Genomic DNA, 19,540 nt, shown 5'->3' on the forward strand with positions numbered 1-19,540 from the left:
GCACGATCCGTGAGCTGCTGATGACCGCGGACGCGCCGCCGCCGGACCAGGCGCTGATCATCGTCTCCGGGGTGCTGGAAGCGCTGGCCTACAGCCACCAGCACGGCATCGTCCACCGCGACATCAAGCCCGCGAACGTGATCATCACGCGGGGCGGCGCGGTCAAGGTGATGGACTTCGGCATCGCCCGCGCCCTGCACGGCGCGTCCAACACCATGACGCAGACCGGCATGGTGATGGGCACCCCGCAGTACCTCTCCCCCGAGCAGGCGCTCGGCAAGGCCGTGGACGCGCGCTCCGACCTGTACGCGACGGGCTGTCTGCTCTACGAACTGCTGACGCGGCGCCCCCCGTTCACCGGCGAGACGCCGCTGTCGGTCGTCTACCAGCACGTCCAGGACGACCCGGTGCTGCCCTCCCAGGTGTCGGACGCGGTGCCGCCGGAGCTGGACGGCCTGGTGATGCGCGCCCTGGCCAAGGAGCCGGACGACCGGTTCCAGACGGCCGAGGAGATGCGCGGGCTGACCCAGTACGCGCTCCAGATGCTGCACGAGCAGGGCGGCCACACGGGCGGCCTGTGGAACACCGGGCCCACCGAGCACTACGGCGCCGCGACCCAGGCCCTGGGCGTCCCGGACGCCGGGGCGCGCCCGCACCCCTCGCACTCCGACACCTCGCAGCTGGGCGCCCCGCTGCTGGCGGGTGCCCGCGACGACGACGGCGGCTTCGAGGGCGGTCCGCGGCGCGGCGGGGGCCGCGGGGGCGGCAGCAAGGCTTTCACCTACGCGCTGGTCGCGTTCCTCGCGGTGATCGCGATCGCCGGCGGCGTCTTCTTCGCCCTCGGTGGCGAAGGCAAGGACCAGGACAACCAGAAGAAGCCGGACAAGAGCACGTCGGCGCCCAAGGACCACAAGAAGCCCTCGAAGAAGCCCGACCCCACTCCGACGGAGACGGAGGAGGACCAGCCGGGCATCGACGGCGGCAGCGGCGAGTGGCCGACCTCCCCGCCGCCGCGGACGGCCCCGAGCCAGACGCAGTCCAGCCAGACCGGCCCCCCGCAGACGGGCGGCGACCCGTCGCACACCGGGAACGGCGGCAACAACGGCGGGGACACCGAGGGCGGCGACGGCGGGAAGCCGACCGACGAGGTGACGCCGCCCAGCGGCGGCGGCGACCAGAACGGCGGCAACGGCGGCAAGCCGGGCGGCGGCGGGGGCTCCCCCGACGGCGGCTCCGGCGACAGCGAGGAGTGAGCTGGGCGTCAGCACCGGGTTGACCGCCCGTCGTGCCGGGTTGACCTCCCGTCCACCCGGCGCTGACGCCGCGCGATCCGTCCCGCACGGCCGCTCTACGATGCGGCCGTGCAGCCGTCTTCCCCCGCTCTCACCGCGCGCACGCTCCGCTCCCTGCTGGGCCGGTACGACGGTGTCGGTGAGCCGCTGACCTGCGAGGCCGTCTCGCACGGGCTGCTCAATCGCGGGTACCGCGTCACGACCACGCGGGGCCGCTACTTCCTCAAGCACCATCTCGACGGCCGGTCCTGCCTGCCCCGGATCGAGCGCCAGCACCGGGTGACGGCGCGGCTGGGGGCGCTGGGCCTGCCCGTGGCCCCTGTGGTGCCCGGTGTGGACGGCAGGACGGTGACGGTGGCGCACGGGCGCTGTTTCGCGCTGCACCCGTGGATCGAGGGAACCCACCGGCACGGCAGCGAGCTGAGCGAGGACGAGTCGCGGGCGCTGGGCGCCCTGCTGGGGCGGGTGCACACGCGTCTGGCGCGGGCCGTGCGCCCGGCGCCGCCGACGGCGCACGACAGCGCCGACCCGGCGGGCACCTACGACACGATCGGCGCCCTGCTGGAGCGGGTGCGGGCCCGGCGGCGCCGGGACAGCTTCGACGAGCTGGCCGAGCACCGGCTCACCGAGCGGCGGGAGCTGCTGCGCCGGTACGCCGCGGCGCGGCCCGGCCCCGTCCCGGCCCGGTTCAGCGGCTGGGTGCACGGCGACTTCCACCCGCTGAACGTCCTGTACGCGGCTTCCGGCCACGGCTCCCGGCCGCGGCCGGTGGCGATCCTCGACTGGGACCGGCTGGGGGTGCAGCCGCGGGCCGAGGAGGCCGTCCGGGGCGCGGCGATCTTCTTCCTGCGGCCGGGGGGCACGCTCGACCTGCGCAAGGTGCGGGCCTTCGCGCGCGCCTACCGGGGCAGCGCGCGCGCCCCGCGCGAGGAGCTGGTGGCCGCCGTGCACCGGGTGTGGTGGGAGCGGCTCAACGACTTCTGGATGCTGCGCTGGCGCTACCAGCTGTGCGACGCGCGGACGGACCCGCAGTTCCCGGCCGCCGCGGCGCTGGTGGTCTGGTGGACGGCGCACTACGAGGCGGTACGCGCCGCCTTCTGCGATTGAGGCGGTAGGCGGAGCTTCCCGCGAGTGAGGCGGTAGGCGCCGCCTTCCGCGACCGAGGCGGTACGCGCCGCCTTCCGCGACCGAGGGGCGGTACGTCAGCCGTGGTGGTCGTCGTGGCCGTCCCGGGCGCGGAGCCGGGCGATGTAGGCCGCGGCCTGGGCGCGGCGTTCCATGCCGAGCTTGGCCAGCAGCCCGGAGACGTAGTTCTTGACCGTCTTCTCCGCCAGGTGCAGCCGCTCGCCGATGGCGCGGTTGGTCAGCCCCTCCCCGATGAGTCCGAGGATGGTGCGCTCCTGGGCGGTGAGGGCGGCCAGCCGCTCGTCCTGCCCCGCTCTGGCACCGGGGCCCCGGCCGCGCAGCCGGTCGAGCACGTGCCGGGTGTCGGCCGGGTCGAGCAGGGAGTTGCCGGCCGCCACCTCGGAAACCGCGCGCAGCAGCTCCTGGCGGCTCAACTCCTTGAGGACGTAGCCGGAGGCCCCGGCCATCACGGAGGCGAGGAGGGCCTCGTCGTCGGCGTACGAGGTGAGCATCAGGCAGCGGACGGACTCGTCGCGGGAGCGCACCTCGCGGCAGACCTCGATGCCGCTGCCGTCCGGCAGGCGTACGTCCAGGATCGCGACGTCGGGCCGGGTGGCGGTGATGCCGCTGAGCGCGTCGGCCGCCGTCGCGGCCTCCCCGGCGATCTCGATGCCCGGGTCGGCGGTGAGCATGTCGCGCACGCCCCTGCGGACGACCTCGTGGTCGTCCACCAGGAATACCCGGGTTCGTCCGTCTTTGGGCACCTTCTCAGTCTCACATACTGATCCCCCTTCTCCTCCCTTCACTCTTCCCGGGCTCCCGCACCGCGGGTTACCGTGCGGGTGTCCGCGGCTCGCGAGGCCGTGACCAGTGATGTCCCGACTCGGCGCACGGATGGTCGGACTTCCGGGTTCTTACTTGGATATCCGAGCAAAGTTGCAGGTCAGGGCCGCCTCGTGCGTCTATGGAGATGCCAGCCATGGCTGGGGCGTCCCCGACTGGGGTCGGTACAGCGGGCCGCGACCGGGACATGCAGTCACCACCCGGTGCCGACCGCGACGCTCCCACCCCGTGCGCCGCACGGGACCGGGCGAGCCTCCCCCCGCCAGTGGGCGGGGGAGCCCCAGGTCACCGGCAATCCCGGGGGCCGGACAGACGGAGGAGCACACGTGACCGTGGAGAGCACTGCCGCGCGGAGCGCCGCGCGCCGCGGCAGCACCGGAGGAAAGCGCGCCACCCAGGACGCCGGCGGCAGCGGCACGTCGGGGAACGGGCAGAGCACGGCCCGGAAGACCGCCGCCAAGAGCCCGTCCAGGAGCACGGCCGCCAACGGCACGGCCAAGGGCACCGCCGCGAAGAGCGCCAAGAGCGCGAAGAGCGCGAAGAGCGCCAAGAGTGCGGGCGCCGCCAAGGGCACGGCCGGGAAGACCGCCGCCCGTCAGACCAAGGCCCCCGCGAAGTCCCGTACGGTCCGCAACAACGCCGGCGCCGGCGCGGGTGCCGCCGGCCACGACGGCGGGAGCGCGGCAGCCCGGCCCGAGCTGATCCAGCTGCTGACGCCCGAGGGCGAGCGGGTCACCCACCCGGAGTACGACATCGAGCTGAGTGCCGAAGAGCTCCAGGGCCTCTACCGCGACATGGTGCTCACCCGCCGCTTCGACGCCGAGGCCACCGCGCTCCAGCGCCAGGGCGAGCTGGGTCTGTGGGCTTCCCTCCTCGGTCAGGAGGCCGCCCAGATCGGTTCCGGCCGCGCGCTGCGCCCGGACGACTACGTCTTCCCCACCTACCGCGAGCACGGCGTCGCCTGGTGCCGGGACGTGGACCCGACGATGCTGCTGGGCATGTTCCGGGGTGTGAACAACGGCGGCTGGGACCCGAACAGCAACAACTTCCACCTCTACACGATCGTCATCGGCTCCCAGGCCCTGCACGCGGCCGGGTACGCCATGGGTGTGGCCAAGGACGGCGCCGACTCGGCCGTCATCGCCTACTTCGGCGACGGAGCCTCCAGCCAGGGCGACGTCGCCGAGGCGTTCACGTTCGCGGCCGTCTACAACGCGCCGATCGTCTTCTTCTGCCAGAACAACCAGTGGGCCATCTCCGAGCCCACCGAGCGCCAGTCCCGGGTGCCGATCTACCAGCGCGCCCAGGGCTACGGCTTCCCCGGCGTCCGGGTGGACGGCAACGACGTGCTGGCCTGCCTCGCGGTGACCAAGGCCGCCGTCGAGCGGGCCCGTACCGGCCAGGGCCCCATGCTCATCGAGGCGTTCACCTACCGCATGGGCGCCCACACCACCTCCGACGACCCCACGCGCTACCGCGCCGATGAGGAGCGCGTCGCGTGGGAGGCCAAGGACCCGATCCAGCGGCTCCGCTCCTACCTGGAGAAGGAGAAGCTGGCCGACGCCGCCTTCTTCGCCCGGCTGGAGGAGGAGAGCGAGGAGATGGGCCGGCACGTGCGCGAGTCGATCCGTACGATGCCCGACCCCGACACCATGGCGATCTTCGAGAACGTCTACGCGGACGGGCACGCGCTCGTGGACGAGGAGCGGGCCCAGTTCGCCGAGTACCAGGCGTCGTTCGCGACCGAGGCCGACAGCGGTTCCGCCGCGGGAGAAGGTAAGTGATCATGGCTGTCCAGAAGCTCCCCGTCGCCAAGGCGATCAACGCCTCGCTGCGCACCGCGATGGAGAACGACCCCAAGGTCCTCGTCATGGGCGAGGACGTCGGCAAGCTCGGCGGCGTCTTCCGTGTCACCGACGGCCTGCAGAAGGACTTCGGCGAGGACCGGGTCATCGACACGCCGCTGGCCGAGTCCGGCATCGTCGGCACCGCGATCGGACTGGCCCTGCGCGGCTACCGGCCCGTGGTGGAGATCCAGTTCGACGGCTTCGTCTTCCCCGCCTACGACCAGATCGTCACCCAGCTCGCCAAGATGCACGCGCGGGCCCTGGGCAAGGTGAAGCTGCCGGTCGTCATCCGCATCCCCTACGGCGGCGGCATCGGCGCCGTCGAGCACCACAGCGAGTCGCCCGAGGCGCTGTTCGCGCACGTCGCGGGCCTCAAGTGCGTCTCGCCGTCGAACGCCTCGGACGCCTACTGGATGATGCAGCAGGCCATCGAGAGCGACGACCCGGTCATCTTCTTCGAGCCCAAGCGCCGCTACTGGGACAAGGGCGAGGTGGACACCTCCGCCATCCCGGCGCCGCTGCACTCCGCGAAGGTCGCCCGCCAGGGCAGCGCGCTCACCCTCGCCGCCTACGGGCCGATGGTGAAGGTCTGCCTGGAGGCGGCCGCGGCCGCCGAGGAGGAGGGCAACTCGCTGGAGGTCGTGGACCTGCGCTCGATGTCCCCGGTCGACTTCGACACCGTCCAGCGCTCCGTCGAGAAGACGGGCCGCCTCGTGGTCGTCCACGAGGCACCGGTCTTCCTGGGCACCGGGGCGGAGATCGCCGCCCGCATCACCGAGCGGTGCTTCTACCATCTTGAAGCACCGGTGCTGCGCGTCGGCGGGTTCCACGCGCCGTACCCGCCGGCCCGGCTGGAGGACGAGTACCTGCCCAACCTGGACCGGGTGCTCGATGCCGTCGATCGCGCGTTGGCGTACTGAGGAGAGTCGTGACGATGACCACCAGCGCACAGGCCCGGCAGACGGCCGGCGGCGTCCGTGAGTTCAAGATGCCCGACGTGGGCGAGGGGCTGACGGAGGCCGAGATCCTCAAGTGGTACGTCAAGCCCGGCGACACGGTCACCGACGGCCAGGTCGTCTGCGAGGTCGAGACCGCCAAGGCCGCCGTGGAACTGCCCATCCCCTTCGACGGCGTGGTGCACGAGCTGCGCTTCGAGGAGGGCACGACCGTCGACGTCGGCACGCCCATCATCACCGTCGACACCGGCGGCCCCGCGGCCGGCTCCGGCACGGGCGGCTCGTCCGCGGCGCAGCCCGCCATGGAGGCGGGTGCGGAAGCCGCCGCCGAGGTGGCCGAGGAGGCCGCCGCGGAGGCCGAGCCGCAGGGCCGGCAGCCCGTCCTGGTCGGGTACGGGGTCTCGGCCGGCTCCACCAGGCGCCGACCCCGCAAGCCCGCACCGGGTGCCGCCCCCGAGGCCGCCGCCCCGGTGGCCGAGCCCGCCCCCGCGGCGGCCGGAACCTCCCCCGCCGTGAACGGGCACGGGGCGGCCGTCCCCGGCGCCGGGCCGCGGCCCCTCGCCAAGCCGCCGGTCCGCAAGCTCGCCAAGGACCTAGGCGTCGATCTGGCCACGGTCACCCCGACCGGACCGGACGGGATCATCACCCGCGAGGACGTGCACGCCGCGGCGGCGCCGGGCCCGGTGTCCGGGCCGGAGGCCGCACCCGGACCGGAGGCCGTGCGGGAGGTCCCCGCCCCGGCCGCCGAGCCCGCCCGGCAGCCCGCCCCGGAGGCCGTCGCGCCCCCGGCCGCCGGTGCCCGGGAGACCCGCGTCCCGATCCGGGGCGTGCGCAAGGCCACGGCGCAGGCCGTGTCGGGCAGCGCCTTCACGGCGCCGCACGTGACCGAGTTCGTGACCGTGGACGTCACCCGGACGATGAAGCTGGTCGCGGACCTCAGGCAGGACCCCGACATGGCGGGTGTGCGGGTCAACCCGCTGCTCCTGGTCGCCAAGGCGTTCCTGCTGGCCATCCGCCGCAACCCGGACATCAACGCGTCCTGGGACGAGGAGCGCCAGGAGATCGTCCGCAAGCACTACGTCAACCTCGGTATCGCCGCGGCGACTCCGCGCGGGCTGATCGTCCCCAACATCAAGGACGCGCAGGACAAGACCCTGCCCGAACTGGCGTCCGCGCTCAGCGAGCTGGTCGCCACGGCTCGCGAGGGGAAGACCAGTCCGGCGGCGATGAGCGGGGGCACGGTGACCATCACCAACGTCGGTGTCTTCGGCGTGGACACCGGTACGCCCATCCTCAACCCCGGCGAGTCCGCGATCCTGGCCTTCGGCCAGATCCGTGAACAGCCCTGGGTCCACAAGGGGAAGGTCAAGCCGCGCCACGTCACCACCCTGGCGCTCTCCTTCGACCACCGGCTGGTCGACGGCGAGCTGGGCTCCAAGGTCCTCGCCGACACGGCCGCCGTCCTGGAGCGCCCCAAGCGGCTGATGACCTGGGGCTGACGGCCTGGGGTTGGTTGATGCCCTGGGGTTGATGCCCTGGGGCTGTCGGCCTGGGGCCGAACCTCCGGGACCGGCCCTCAGGGCCGGGGCCGCCCTTCGCGCCGGACCCCTGCCGCCATCCGCCCATGGCCGACCATGGGCGACCTTGGCCACGGTGGCGGGGGTCCGGCGGTCTCACGCGGCCGTGGGCGTGTCCACATCACGGAAGAGGGGCCCCCCATTCATGTGATGTATCTATGATGCGCACATGTCCCATACCGCAGCAGCCCCCACCGCCGACGCCGCGGCCGAACCCGCCGGGACGGACCGGCGCCCACCCGCCGCACAGCGCGTGTACGCGCACGTGAAGCAGGCGGTCCTCGACCGCCGCTACGAGGGCGGCATGCTGCTGACGGAGGGCGAGCTGGCCGAGGCCGTCGGCGTCTCGCGGACCCCCGTCCGCGAGGGCCTGCTCCGCCTGGAGGTGGAGGGCCTCATCCGGCTGTACCCGAAGAAGGGCGCGCTGGTGCTGCCCGTCTCCGCGCAGGAGATCGAGGACGTCGTCGAGACCCGCCTGCTGGTGGAGCAGCACGCCGTGCGCCGCGCGGTCCCCGTCTCCGCCGCGCTGGTGGCCCGGCTGGAGGAGCTGCTGGCCGAACAGCGCGCCCACGCGGCCTCCGGCGACCTGCCGGCGTTCTCCGCCGCGGACCGCTGCTTCCACGCCACGATCGTGGAGGCGACCGGCAACCAGATCCTCACCCGCCTCTACGACCAGCTCCGCGACCGCCAGCTGCGGATGGGCGTCGCCGTGATGCACGCGCACCCGGACCGGGTCGCGAAGAACATCACCGAGCACGCCGACATCCTGCGCACCCTGCGCGAGGGCGACACGGAGGCGGCGGCGCACGCCGTCCACCAGCACGTGGACCGCGTCCGGGACCTGGTGCGTGAGGTCCGATGAGCGGCGGTCCCACCCCCGCGCCCCACCACCGCCTCCCGGGCGATCCGCCGGGCGGCGCCCGCGCCATGTGGGTGTGGGGCATCGGCGTCGCCGTCTACTTCGTCGCCGTCACCTTCCGCACCAGCCTGGGCGTGGCCGGACTGGACGCCGCACACCGCTTCGACATCAACGCCTCCGCGCTCTCCAGCTTCTCCATCCTCCAACTGCTCGTCTACGCGGGGATGCAGATACCCGTCGGCCTGCTGGTGGACCGCTGGGGCACCCGCCGCATCCTGCTGCTGGGTGTCCTGCTGTTCACCGCCGGCCAGTTCGGCTTCGCGCTCTCCGCGTCGTACGGGACGGCACTGGCCTCCCGCGCGCTGCTGGGCTGCGGGGACGCGATGACGTTCATCGCCGTCCTGCGGCTGGGCGCGCGCTGGTTCCCCGCGCGCCGCGGCCCGGTGATCGCGCAGATCGCGGCGCTGATCGGCATGGCCGGCAACCTGGTGACCACCCTGGTGCTGGCCCGGGTGCTGGACGCCTTCGGCTGGACGCCCACGTTCGCGGGGAGCGCGGCGGGCGGGCTGCTCGTCCTGCTGCTGGTGGTCTTCTTCCTGCGCGACCACCCCGAGGGCCACGAACCACCGGCCCACCCCGGGTCCCGGGCCGCGGGCGCGGGTTCCGGTTTCGTCCGGCGGCAGCTCACCACCGCCTGGCGGGAGCCGGGCACCCGCGCCGGCATGTGGGTCCACTTCACCTGCCAGTTCCCCGGCATGGTCTTCCTGCTGCTGTGGGGCATGCCGTTCCTGGTCGAGGCGCAGGGGCTCGACAAGGGCACGGCGGGTGAGCTGCTGACCCTCGTGGTCGTCTCCAACATGTGCTGCGGCCTGGTCTACGGACAGGTCATCGCCCGCCACCACGCGGCCCGCACCCCGCTGGTGCTGGGCACCGTGCTGGCCACGGCCGCCGTGTGGGCGGCGGCCCTCGCCTGGCCGGGACGGGCACCGATGTGGCTGCTGGTGGTGCTGTGCGCGGTACTGGGGGCGTGCGGGCCGGGCTCGATGATCGGCTTCGACTTCTCCCGCCCCGCCAACCCGCCCGAACGCCAGGGCACCGCCTCCGGCATCGTCAACATGGGCGGCTTCACCGCGTCCATGACGACGCTGTTCGCTGTCGGCGTCCTGCTCGATCTGACGGGCGACAACTTCCGCATCGCCTTCGCGAGCGTCTTCGCCCTCCAGGCGCTGGGCCTGGTCCAGTTCGCACGGCTGCGGGGGCGCGCCGTACGGCGTGAGCGCGAGCGGGTCGTGGCCAGCAAGGTGGAAGCGGTCCACGTCCCTGTATGACGGCCCCCCTCGGGGCCGCGCCCCTGACGGGCGCGGTCCCGATGCGGCGGGTCCCGTTACGGCGTGACCGGGAAGTGTGTGAGGATCTCGGCGGCCAGCTCGGCGTCCCCGTCGATCTTGACGTGCTCCGCGACGGACTCCGGCCGGACGCGGCCCGCGGCGAGGCGGGAGTAGGTCTCCCAGTCCATCGCGAGGGTGGCTGTGGGGCCCAGCGAGACGCTGCCGTCGACGGTGCCGTTGCCGTCCTTGTCGACGCGGACCGTCCGCATGAACTCCACGGGGCCGCTCACGTCGAAGACGACCGCCGAGTTCAGCGGGGCGCCCGCGTCCTTGGCGACGACCTTCGGCAGGCCCGCCAGCATCACGTCCCGCGCGACGTACGCGCCCGGGGAGTCGAGGCCGCCCGGCTTGTCCAGCGCCCGTCGCAGGTCCTGTTCGTGCACCCATACGTCGAAGGCCCGCAGCATCAGCTGCCGTTCCAGGGGCAGCTTGCGCGGGCCGAACGGCAGCACGTTGGTGACCTCCGCCTCCGGGCCCCGTTTCTCGTTGCGCAGCTGCCGTGAGCGGCGGATGAGGGTGTACTCGAACTCGCTGGTCATCTCCGGGCCCGTGTGGTGCCGCCGCACGTCCACCTGCACCTCCATGTGGCGGCTGATCTCGTCCCGCACGTGGAGGATGTCGCGGGGGAGGGTGTGGATCGGCCGGGGGTCGCCCAGGAGTTCGCACTCGACACCGATGATGTGCGAGACCACGTCGCGGACCGACCACCCCGGGCACTCGGTCCGCCCGTTCCATTCCCCTTCCACGAGCGGAGTGACCAGCTCGGATATCGCTTCCATGGACTGCGTCCAGGCGTCAACGTAAGGCTGAAGGCTTGGGTGGTCGGTCACGGGACCCCTCGGCGTTGCGGTTCGTTCGCGGGCTGGACAGGGCAGGGTGCTCATGCTGGGTGCTGCCAAGTTACGCTGCGCCCGGGCACCCCGGCAGTGCTTTTGGGACGATGCTAGGCCCAATCGCCCCCCTCGATCGCATGGACGGTGGTACGGTGCGCGCTTCGCTTCTGCAGATTCAGGTGGACCCGGACGAGTCGGTCGAATCCCGCCGGGAACGGGTCGCTTCGCTCGTCCGCGCCCAGTCCGGCGCCGATCTGGTGGTGCTGCCCGAGCTGTGGCCCGTCGGCGCCTTCGCCCACGACCGCTTCGCCGCCGAGGCGGAGGAGGCCGACCCGGCGACCGGCCCCACCGCGCTGGCCATGTCCGCCGCCGCCCGCGACGCGGGGGTGTGGCTGCACGCCGGCTCCGTCGTCGAGAAGACCCAGGAGGGAGCCCTCTACAACACCTCCCTCGTCTTCTCGCCCTCCGGCGAACTCGCCGCCACCTACCGCAAGATCCACCGCTTCGGCTTCGACCAGGGCGAGGCCGTCCTGATGTCCGCGGGCGGCACCCCTGTCACGGTCTCCCACCCGCGGGCCACCCTCGGCCTGGCCACCTGCTACGACCTCCGCTTCCCCGAGCTGTTCCGCGCCCTGGTCGACGCGGGCGCCGGCGTCCTCGTCGTCCCCGCCGGCTGGCCCGCCAAGCGCGCCGGCCACTGGTCCCTGTTCGCCCGCGCCCGCGCGGTGGAGAACCAGTGCTTCGTCCTGGCCTGCGGCACCGCGGGCACCCACGCCGGTGTCGCCCAGGCCGGCCGCAGCGCCGTCATCGACCCGTGGGGCGAGGTGCTGGCCGAGGCCGACGGCGCGGACGAGACGGTGGTCACCGCCGACCTGGACCTGTCCCAGATCGCCACGGTCCGCGAGACCTTCCCGGTGCTGAAGGACCGGGTGCTGTAAAACCGGGTGCTGTAAGGACCGGGTGCTGTAGGGAGCTGTGGGACGGCAGTGGCACGCTGGAAGGTATGAACGACCCCGCCGCCGCCAGTGCCGTCCCCCGCCGCCCCCGTGTCCGCGCCCCCGAGCTGGTCGGTGAGGGCGGCTGGCTCAATACGGGAGGGGAGCGGCTGAGCCTCGCCGCGCTGCGCGGGAAGATCGTGATCGTCGATTTCTGGACGTTCTGCTGCATCAACTGCCTGCACGTCCTCGACGAGCTGCGGGAGCTGGAGGAGCGGCACGGCGACACGGTGGTCGTGGTCGGGGTGCACTCGCCCAAGTTCGTGCACGAGGCGGAGCACGCCGCCGTCGTGGACGCCGTCGAGCGCTACGGGGTCGAGCACCCCGTGCTGGACGATCCGAAGCTGGCCACCTGGAAGCAGTACGCGGTGCGGGCCTGGCCGACGCTGGTGGTGATCGATCCCGAGGGGTACGTCGTCGCCCAGCACGCCGGCGAGGGCCATGTGCACGCCATCGAGAAACTGGTGGAGCAGCTGGAGGCCGAGCACGGGGCCAAGGGAACGCTGCGGCGCGGAGACAGCCCCTACACCCCGCCGGAGCCCGCTGCCACCGCGCTGCGCTTCCCCGGGAAGGTGCTGGCGCTGCCGGACGGGGACGGGTTCCTCGTCTCGGACACCACCCGGCACCAGCTCGTCCAGCTGGCGGCGGACGGGGAGAGCGTCGTACGGCGGATCGGCACCGGCGAGCGGGGGCTGGCCGACGGCGGCCCCGGGGCGGCACGGTTCAACGAGCCGCAGGGCCTCGTGCTGCTGCCCGACAGCGCCGGCGGCGGAGTCCTCGTCGCCGACACCGTCAACCACGCGCTGCGCCGCTACGATCCGGCCACCGGCGAGACCCTGACCGTCGCCGGTACCGGGCACCAGTGGTTCCAGGGCGCCCCCGCCGAGGGCCCGGCGCGTGAGACGGCGCTGTCCTCGCCGTGGGACGTGGCGTACTTCGCGGACCGCGTGTGGATCGCCATGGCCGGGGTGCACCAGCTGTGGACGTACGACCCCGCCGGCGGCACCGTGCGGGCCGAGGCCGGGACGACGAACGAGGGCCTGGTGGACGGCCCCGCGCGCGAGGCGTGGTTCGCCCAGCCGTCCGGGCTGGCCGTCGCGGCGGACGGCTCCCGGCTGTGGGTGGCCGACTCCGAGACCAGCGCCCTGCGCTGGGTGGAGCGGGACGGGCACGGCGGCGGCTTCACCGTCCGTACCGCCGTCGGCACCGGCCTCTTCGACTTCGGCCACCGCGACGGCCCCGCCGGCCAGGCCCTCTTCCAGCATCCGCTCGGCGTCACGGCGCTGCCCGGGGGCTCCGTCGCCGTCTGCGACACCTACAACCACGCGCTGCGCCGCTACGACCCGGCCACCGGCGAGGTCAGCACTCTGGCCACCGACCTGCGCGAACCGTCGGACGCCGTGCCGGCGCCGGACGCGGGCGGGGGCGAGATCCTGGTGGTCGAGTCGGCCCGCCACCGGCTGACCCGGCTGCGGCTGCCCGAGGACGCCGTCCGCGTCGAGGCCGTCGCCCACCGCACGCGGCGGGCCGCCACCGAGGTGGCGCCCGGGGCGCTCCGCCTCGATGTGGTCTTCCAGCCGCCGCCCGGGCAGAAGCTGGACGTCCGCTACGGCCCCTCCACCCGGCTGATCGTCAGCGCGACCCCGCCCGAGCTGCTCGCGGACGGCGACGGTACGGGCACCGATCTGCACCGCGAACTGCGACTGGAAGGGGACGAGGGCACCGAGGGCGTGCTGCACGTCTCGGCGATGGCCGCCTCCTGCGACGAGGAGGGGGAGTACCCCGCCTGCCATGTGCACCAGCAGGACTGGGGCGTGCCGGTGCGGATCACCGCCGACGGCGCCCGCCGGCTGCCGCTGGTGCTCGCGGGGATGGACGAGGGCTGAGGAGGGCTGGGCCCCCGGCGGTCCCGCGTCACTCCAGGTGGTGCTTGTTGTACTCCTCGATCACCGGAGCGCCCGGGGACGGCGGCTGCACGCGCCGCCGCTTGAGGATGCTGATGTAGGTGCACAGCCCGATGACGCCGACGATCAGCAGCAGCGCGCCCACCAGGTGGACGTTGACGCCACTGATGTCGATGTCGACGGCCAGGGCCAGGATCGCCCCCACCGCCATCATGCCGATGCAGATGACGATGCCCATGAATAACGCCTCCAAGCTCGGTCGAACCGCGCTTACCGGCGGCGGGTACCCGGCTCGGAGTCGGCCAATCAGCGCCCCGCGGAAGGCTGTTCGTCACCTCCCGCGGGGAGGGGCGCTCACTCGCCGAGGAACGCCGTGAGGCAGTTGGCCAGCAGGTAGGGGTCGTCGGCGCCGCACAGTTCGCGCGCGGAGTGCATCGAGAGGATGGCCACGCCGATGTCCACCGTGGTGATGCCGTGCCGGGCGGCGGTGAGGGGGCCGATGGTGGTGCCGCAGGGCACGTCGTTGTGGGAGACGAAGGTCTGCCAGGGCACGCCCGCGCGCTCGCAGACCGCGGCGAACAGCGCGCGGCCGGCACCGTCGGTGGAGTACCGCTGGTTGACGTTGACCTTGAGGATCGGCCCCCGGTTGGGCATCGGGTGGTGGCCCGGCTCGTGCCGCTCGGGGTAGTTGGGGTGGAGGGCGTGCCCCGTGTCGGAGGAGAGGCACACGGTGCCGGCCCAGGCGCGGGCGCGGTCGTCCCAGGAGCCGCCGCGGGCGAAGACGGACCGCTCCAGCACCGTGCCCAGCAGGGGCCCCTGGGCGCCGGTGTCGGACTGGCTGCCGTTCTCCTCGTGGTCGAAGGCGGCCAGCACGGGGATGGCGGCCGGTTCGGTACCGCCCTGGGCGACAGCGGCGAGCGCGGCCGTACCCGCGTGCACCGACAGCAGGTTGTCCATCCGCGGGCCGGCGACCAGTTCCCCCTCCCGCCCCAGGTGGGCGGGCGGCTCGACGCTGTGGGTCATCAGGTCCCAGCCGGCGATGCCGTCGGCCTGCCGGGAGTCCAGCCCGCTCTCCTCGGCGAGGAAGCGCAGCAGATCGCCCTCGCGGGGGGAGCCGAGCCCCCAGATCGGCGTCATGTGCCGCTGGCGTTCCAGCTTGAGGCCGTCGTTGACCTGCCGGTCGAGATGGATGGCCAGCTGCGGTACGCGCAGCACGGGGCGGTCCACGTTCACCAGGTGCGTGCTGCCGTCGCGGAGCGTCAGCCGGCCGCTGATGCCCAGGTCCCGGTCGAGCCAGGTGTTGAGGAGCGTGCCGCCGTAGATCTCCACGGCGACCTGACGCCAGCCGTGCGCCCCGGTGTCCGGGACCGGCTTGACGCGCAGGTTGGGCGAGTCGGTGTGCGCGCCGACGATGCGGAAGGGGGTGGCGGGCGTGGCGCCCTCGGGCACGTACCAGGCGATCAGCGCGCCACCGCGCACCACGTACTTGCCGCCCGTGCTCGCGTCCCACGCCTCGGTCTCCGCGACCTGCCGGAAACCGGCCTCCGCCAGCCGCGCGGCCGCGTTCGCCACCGCGTGGTACGGCGAGGGGCTCGCGGCGAGGAAGGACATCAGACCGTCGGTGTGACCGCGGTCGAACGGCATGGCATCGCTCATGCCCCCACCTTACGGCGCGCCCCCGCACGCGAGCGCCCCGCTCCCGTGGGGGTGGGAGCGGGGCGCGGGCGCGGGCTCCCGGCCGCCGGGCGCGGCGGCCGGGAGGCGGGGGACGGAGTGGCTCAGAAGGCGGCTTCGTCCAGCTCCATGACCGACAGGTCCACCGCGTCGGCCAGTTCGCGCTGGACGGCGACCTGGGGCAGGACGTTCGCGGCGAAGAACTTCGCCGCCGCGATCTTGCCCTGGTAGAACGGCACGTCCTTCGCGGGGGCGCCGGGCAGCTTCTCCGCGGCGACGGCGGCACCGCGCAGCAGCAGGTAGCCGACGACGACGTCACCGGCGGCCATCAGGAACCGGGTGGTGTTCAGGCCGACCTTGTAGATCGACTTGACGTCCTTCTCGGTGCCGGCCAGGTCGGTCAGCATCGTGCCGACGATGGCCTCCAGCTCCCCGGCGGCCCGGGCGAGCTGGTCGCGGGCGCCCGCCAGCTCCTCGCCGCCCGCGGCCTCGGCGAGGAACTTCTTGATCTCCTCCGAGAGCGCGGTGAGCGCCTGGCCCTGGTCGCGGACGACCTTGCGGAAGAAGAAGTCCTGGCCCTGGATGGCGGTGGTGCCCTCGTACAGGGTGTCGATCTTGGAGTCCCGGATGTACTGCTCGATCGGGTACTCCTGCAGGTAGCCGGAGCCGCCCAGCGTCTGGAGGGACTGCGCCAGCTGCTCGTAGGACTTCTCCGAGCCGTAGCCCTTCACGATCGGCAGGAGCAGGTCGTTGAGGCGGCGCGCGGCCGAGGCGTCCTCGCCGTTGTGCTCCTTGACCAGGATCTCGTCCTGCACCGCGGCGGTGTAGAGGACGAGGGCGCGCATGCCCTCGGCGTACGCCTTCTGCGTCAGCAGCGAGCGCCGCACGTCCGGGTGGTGCGTGATGGTCACCCGCGGCGCGGTCTTGTCGGTGAACTGCGCCAGGTCCGCGCCCTGGACACGCTCCTTGGCGTACTCCAGCGCGTTGAGGTAGCCGGTCGAGAGCGTGGCGATCGCCTTGGTGCCGACCATCATCCGGGCGAACTCGATGATCTTGAACATCTGGCGGATGCCGTCGTGCTTCTCGCCCAGCAGCCAGCCCTTGGCCGGGTGGTTGGCGCCGAAGGTCATCTCGCAGGTGTTGGAGACCTTCAGCCCCATCTTGTGCTCGACGTTGGTGGCGTAGACGCCGTTGCGCTCGCCCAGCTCGCCGGTCTCCCAGTCGAAGTCGTACTTCGGCACGATGAACAGCGACAGGCCCTTGGTGCCCGGACCGTGGCCCTCGGGGCGGGCCAGGACGAAGTGCACGATGTTCTCGGACATGTCGTGCTCACCCGAGGTGATGAAGCGCTTCACGCCCTCGATGTGCCAGGTCCCGTCCGGCTGCTGCGTGGCCTTGGTGCGGCCCGCGCCCACGTCCGAGCCGGCGTCCGGCTCGGTGAGCACCATGGTGGAGCCCCACTGCTTGTCCGCCATCAGCTTGGCGATCTTGCGCTGCTCCTCGGTGCCCTCCTCGTGCAGGACGCCCGCGAAGGCCGGGCCGGAGGCGTACATCCACACGGCCGGGTTGGAGCCCAGGATCGTCTCGGCGAAGCCCCACAGCAGCGAGCGCGGAGCGGCCGTGCCGCCGATCTCCTCCGGGATGCCCAGCCGCCACCACTCGGCGTCCATGTAGGCCTGGTAGCTCTTCTTGAAGGCCGCGGGCACCGGCGCGGTGTTGGTCTCCGGGTCGAAGACGGGCGGGGTGCGGTCCGCCTCCTCGAAGGAGGCCGCCAGCTCGTTCTCGGCGAGCCGGGCGATCTCGGTGAGGATGTTCCTGGCGGTCTCGATGTCCATCTCCGCGAACGGTCCGGTGCCGTACACCGTGTCGCGCCCGAGCACCTCGAAGAGGTTGAACTCGATGTCGCGGAGATTCGACTTGTAGTGCCCCATGGCGACGGCTCCGTAGTGACTCGCTCGTACTTGTCAGTAGCTCCCTAGATGATGCTACCCGTCGGTAATAAGAAGCAACCCCCCGCCACCCATCTGTGACTGGTTACTCTTTTCGTCATGTACGGCTACGACCAGACCGGTGCCTCGCCCGGGCAGGGGCACGGGGCGCACGGCTACCAGGATGTCGGGCCCCACCCCCAGCAGGGGCACCACCAGGCTCCGCCGCCCCCGTACGGAGCCCGGCAGGGAGCGCCGTACGGGCAGCCGGGGCCGCAGCAGCAGCCGTTCTACCCCGAGCCCTCCCCGCCCTCCCTCAAGGAGGCGATCCGGGCCTTCACCACGGGCTCGATGAGCGCGGAGGACTTCCAGGGGGTCTTCTCCACCTCGAAGGTGTACTGCCCGCGCGGGGACACCCCCGGGTTCCTGGCGCTGCACAACACCCAGCAGCCGGTCATCCCCATGTTCAGCACGCTCAAGGAGCTGCGCGCCTACGCGGGCAAGGAGTCGAAGTACTTCGTCATCACCGGCGCGGAGGTCCTCGACCTGCTGCCGTCGGGGTACGGCTTCGTGCTCGACATGGAGGGGGAGCACCGGGTGGTCTTCGACGCCAAGGCGGTCGAGGAGATGGTGGACTTCGCGATGCGCCGCATGTACGGCTGAGCGACTTCCGTGCGGCCGGTCCCGGACCGGCCTGTCCGCTTGTCCGCTTGTCCGCCTGTCCGCCTTGTGGGCGGGAGCGGGGCGGGCGGAGCGGGCCGGGCGGGTCAGCCCTCGTCGGCCGCCGACAGGTCCCAGCTGTCCCACTGGTCCAGGGAGGGTTCGGCGGCCTCGGTGCCGTCCTGGTCCGACGGCTCCGCCTCGTGCATCTCGAACCAGATGCACTTCCCCTCGCCGCGCGGGTCCACGCCCCAGCGGTCCGCGAGCATGCCCAGCAGCATCAGACCGCGGCCGGAGGAGGCCAGTTCCCCGGGGCTGCGGCGGTGCGGGAGTTCGTCGCTGGAGTCGGAGACGTTGACCCGCAGGGTGCGCATGTCGCCCTGCCTGGGGGCGGTGATCTGGGCGACGAGCAGCGCGTCGCCGTCGGTGTGCACCAGCACGTTGGTGAGCATCTCCGAGAGCATCAGCACGGCGCCGTCCACCTGCTCCGGGTCGCACCAGTCGTGCAGCAGGTCGCGGAGCTGGTGGCGGGCGGCGGCGATCCGGTCCGGCTGGGCCTGGGCGATGGTCATCACGGTGCGCCGCGCGGAGGCGGGGGCGCCCTCGGCCGGCGCGCCCTCGGCCGCGGGGGTGCGGGCGAGGAGGAGCAGCGCGATGTCGTCCTCGCGGTGGGACGCCGCGGGAGTGCCCGTGAATCCGTAGGCCGCTCCCCCGCCGCCGTGCGCCGCCCGGACGAGCGCGTCGGCCACCTGCTCCAGACCGGGCCGGGCCCCGGCCGCTCCGGTGCCGGTCGGGACGGCCCCGGCGCCGTTCGCGGCCGTTCCGGCGTCTGTGCGGGGCCGGGCGGCGGTCCGGTTCCGCAGGTCCTCGACCACCTCGTTGATCCGCGTCCACCCCGCCTCCTGGTCGAGGCCGCCCGCCTCCAGGAGACCGTCGGTGCACATCAGCAGCCGCTCGCCGGGCTCCAGGACCAGGCGGGTGACGGGGTAGTCGGAGTCGGGTTCGACGCCGAGGGGGAGGCCGCCCGCGGTGGGGCGGACCATCAGCGGGCCGTCCGGCAGCTGGACCGCCGGATCCGGGTGCCCGGCGCGGGCGACGTCCAGGGTGCCGGTGGCGGGGTCCACCTCGACGTAGAGGCAGGTGGCGAAGCGCGGGTCGGCGTAGTCGGCCTCGTCCTCCTCCGGGCCCGGGCCGGCCGGGAGACCGGCTGCCTCCTCGACGGGGGCGGAGGGCGGGGGCGCGTTGAGGCGTTCGCCGGTGCTCATGCCGTGCAGGAAGCGGGACGCGCGCGAGAGCACCGCGTCGGGGTGGTGCCCCTCGGAGGCGTAGGCGCGAACCGCCACCCGCAGCTGGCCCATGATGCCCGCGGCCCGTACGTCGTGCCCCTGCACGTCGCCGATGACCAGGGCGGTGCGGCCGGACGGCAGCGGGATGACGTCGTACCAGTCGCCGCCGATCTGCAGGCCGCCGCCGGTGGGCACATAGCGGGCCGCCAGGTCCATGCCGGGGATGGCGGGGCTGTGCGCGGGCCGCATGGCGCGCTGGAGCCGGGCCGACAGCTCGCGCTCGGCCTCCCCCAGCATGGCCCGTGACAGGGACTGCGCCAGCATCCGCGCGACCGTGGTCAGCACCGCGCGCTCATCCGGGGTGAAGGCGACC

The 19,540-nt window shown here is 73.0% G+C and carries 16 protein-coding genes; 10 read left to right on the forward strand and 6 right to left on the reverse strand.

The features are described from left to right. A partial coding sequence (locus FM076_RS16895; protein WP_173871645.1) for a protein kinase domain-containing protein occupies positions 1-1,253 on the forward strand: 1,253 nt, incomplete at its 5' end. A gap of 108 nt (positions 1,254-1,361) precedes the next feature. After that, a complete protein-coding gene (locus FM076_RS16900; protein WP_173871647.1) occupies positions 1,362-2,399 on the forward strand; it encodes a phosphotransferase in 1,038 nt (345 codons plus the stop codon). Positions 2,400-2,494: 95 nt separating this feature from the next. Here FM076_RS16900 and FM076_RS16905 read toward each other — a convergent pair whose 3' ends face one another. Then, on the reverse strand, positions 2,495-3,181 hold the full coding sequence (locus FM076_RS16905; RefSeq protein WP_173871649.1) for a response regulator: 687 nt from the start codon (positions 3,179-3,181) through the stop codon (positions 2,495-2,497). A gap of 405 nt (positions 3,182-3,586) precedes the next feature. Here FM076_RS16905 and pdhA point away from each other — a divergent pair, with 405 nt between their 5' ends. From pdhA to FM076_RS16930, 5 genes are all read left to right on the forward strand, one after another. After that, positions 3,587-5,044 carry a pyruvate dehydrogenase (acetyl-transferring) E1 component subunit alpha gene (gene pdhA / locus FM076_RS16910; RefSeq protein WP_345945058.1) on the forward strand — a complete coding sequence of 486 codons (1,458 nt, stop codon included), beginning with the start codon at positions 3,587-3,589 and terminating at the stop codon, positions 5,042-5,044. Positions 5,045-5,046: 2 nt separating this feature from the next. Then, complete coding sequence (locus FM076_RS16915) at positions 5,047-6,027, forward strand: alpha-ketoacid dehydrogenase subunit beta (RefSeq protein WP_173871650.1); 981 nt, start codon at positions 5,047-5,049, stop codon at positions 6,025-6,027. Positions 6,028-6,041: 14 nt separating this feature from the next. Then, positions 6,042-7,562, forward strand: a complete 1,521-nt coding sequence (locus FM076_RS16920) for a dihydrolipoamide acetyltransferase family protein (RefSeq protein WP_173871652.1) — start codon at positions 6,042-6,044, stop codon at positions 7,560-7,562. A gap of 247 nt (positions 7,563-7,809) precedes the next feature. Continuing rightward, positions 7,810-8,502, forward strand: coding sequence for a GntR family transcriptional regulator (locus tag FM076_RS16925; protein ID WP_173871654.1), 693 nt, complete (start codon positions 7,810-7,812; stop codon positions 8,500-8,502). Continuing rightward, the gene (locus FM076_RS16930; protein WP_173871656.1) at positions 8,499-9,827 is read left to right on the forward strand and encodes an MFS transporter; all 1,329 of its coding nucleotides are present in this window, start codon (positions 8,499-8,501) and stop codon (positions 9,825-9,827) included. Before FM076_RS16925 ends, FM076_RS16930 begins: the two co-directional genes overlap by 4 nt. A gap of 56 nt (positions 9,828-9,883) precedes the next feature. Here the strand turns inward: FM076_RS16930 and FM076_RS16935 are convergent, their stop codons facing one another. Continuing rightward, positions 9,884-10,717, reverse strand: a complete 834-nt coding sequence (locus FM076_RS16935; protein ID WP_173871658.1) for a maleylpyruvate isomerase family mycothiol-dependent enzyme — start codon at positions 10,715-10,717, stop codon at positions 9,884-9,886. Between the two features lie 155 nt (positions 10,718-10,872). Between FM076_RS16935 and FM076_RS16940 the strand changes: the two genes are divergently transcribed. Next, entirely contained in the window at positions 10,873-11,658 is a 786-nt protein-coding gene (locus FM076_RS16940) for a carbon-nitrogen family hydrolase (RefSeq protein ID WP_173871660.1), read from the forward strand. 65 nt (positions 11,659-11,723) lie between these two features. After that, a complete protein-coding gene (locus FM076_RS16945) occupies positions 11,724-13,601 on the forward strand; it encodes an NHL domain-containing thioredoxin family protein (RefSeq protein ID WP_173871662.1) in 1,878 nt (625 codons plus the stop codon). A gap of 28 nt (positions 13,602-13,629) precedes the next feature. Here FM076_RS16945 and FM076_RS16950 read toward each other — a convergent pair whose 3' ends face one another. From FM076_RS16950 to FM076_RS16960, 3 genes are all read right to left on the reverse strand, one after another. Then, the gene (locus tag FM076_RS16950; protein WP_173871664.1) at positions 13,630-13,857 is read right to left on the reverse strand and encodes a DUF6458 family protein; all 228 of its coding nucleotides are present in this window, start codon (positions 13,855-13,857) and stop codon (positions 13,630-13,632) included. A 116-nt stretch (positions 13,858-13,973) separates the two neighbouring features. Next, positions 13,974-15,275 carry a M18 family aminopeptidase gene (locus tag FM076_RS16955; protein ID WP_173871666.1) on the reverse strand — a complete coding sequence of 434 codons (1,302 nt, stop codon included), beginning with the start codon at positions 15,273-15,275 and terminating at the stop codon, positions 13,974-13,976. 122 nt (positions 15,276-15,397) lie between these two features. After that, positions 15,398-17,224 (reverse strand): acyl-CoA dehydrogenase, encoded by a 1,827-nt coding sequence (locus tag FM076_RS16960; RefSeq protein ID WP_173871667.1) that lies wholly within the window; start codon positions 17,222-17,224, stop codon positions 15,398-15,400. 117 nt (positions 17,225-17,341) lie between these two features. Between FM076_RS16960 and FM076_RS16965 the strand changes: the two genes are divergently transcribed. Beyond that, positions 17,342-17,884 (forward strand): SseB family protein, encoded by a 543-nt coding sequence (locus FM076_RS16965; RefSeq protein ID WP_173871670.1) that lies wholly within the window; start codon positions 17,342-17,344, stop codon positions 17,882-17,884. A gap of 104 nt (positions 17,885-17,988) precedes the next feature. Here the strand turns inward: FM076_RS16965 and FM076_RS16970 are convergent. Next, positions 17,989-19,540: ATP-binding SpoIIE family protein phosphatase (locus tag FM076_RS16970; RefSeq protein ID WP_173871672.1), on the reverse strand; the 1,552-nt coding region annotated here is incomplete at its 5' end.

The organism is Streptomyces albus subsp. chlorinus, from assembly GCF_013302895.1.
Lineage (GTDB): Bacteria > Actinomycetota > Actinomycetes > Streptomycetales > Streptomycetaceae > Streptomyces > Streptomyces chlorinus.

Coding starts and splice junctions, on each gene's coding strand:
- FM076_RS16960 (WP_173871667.1), bottom strand. CDS start 17,224: ATGGGGCACTACAAGTCGAATCTCCGCGACATCGAGTTCAACCTCTTC.
- FM076_RS16945 (WP_173871662.1), top strand. CDS start 11,724: ATGAACGACCCCGCCGCCGCCAGTGCCGTCCCCCGCCGCCCCCGTGTC.
- FM076_RS16920 (WP_173871652.1), top strand. CDS start 6,042: ATGACCACCAGCGCACAGGCCCGGCAGACGGCCGGCGGCGTCCGTGAG.
- FM076_RS16965 (WP_173871670.1), top strand. CDS start 17,342: ATGTACGGCTACGACCAGACCGGTGCCTCGCCCGGGCAGGGGCACGGG.
- FM076_RS16950 (WP_173871664.1), bottom strand. CDS start 13,857: ATGGGCATCGTCATCTGCATCGGCATGATGGCGGTGGGGGCGATCCTG.
- FM076_RS16915 (WP_173871650.1), top strand. CDS start 5,047: ATGGCTGTCCAGAAGCTCCCCGTCGCCAAGGCGATCAACGCCTCGCTG.
- FM076_RS16930 (WP_173871656.1), top strand. CDS start 8,499: ATGAGCGGCGGTCCCACCCCCGCGCCCCACCACCGCCTCCCGGGCGAT.
- FM076_RS16925 (WP_173871654.1), top strand. CDS start 7,810: ATGTCCCATACCGCAGCAGCCCCCACCGCCGACGCCGCGGCCGAACCC.
- FM076_RS16955 (WP_173871666.1), bottom strand. CDS start 15,275: ATGAGCGATGCCATGCCGTTCGACCGCGGTCACACCGACGGTCTGATG.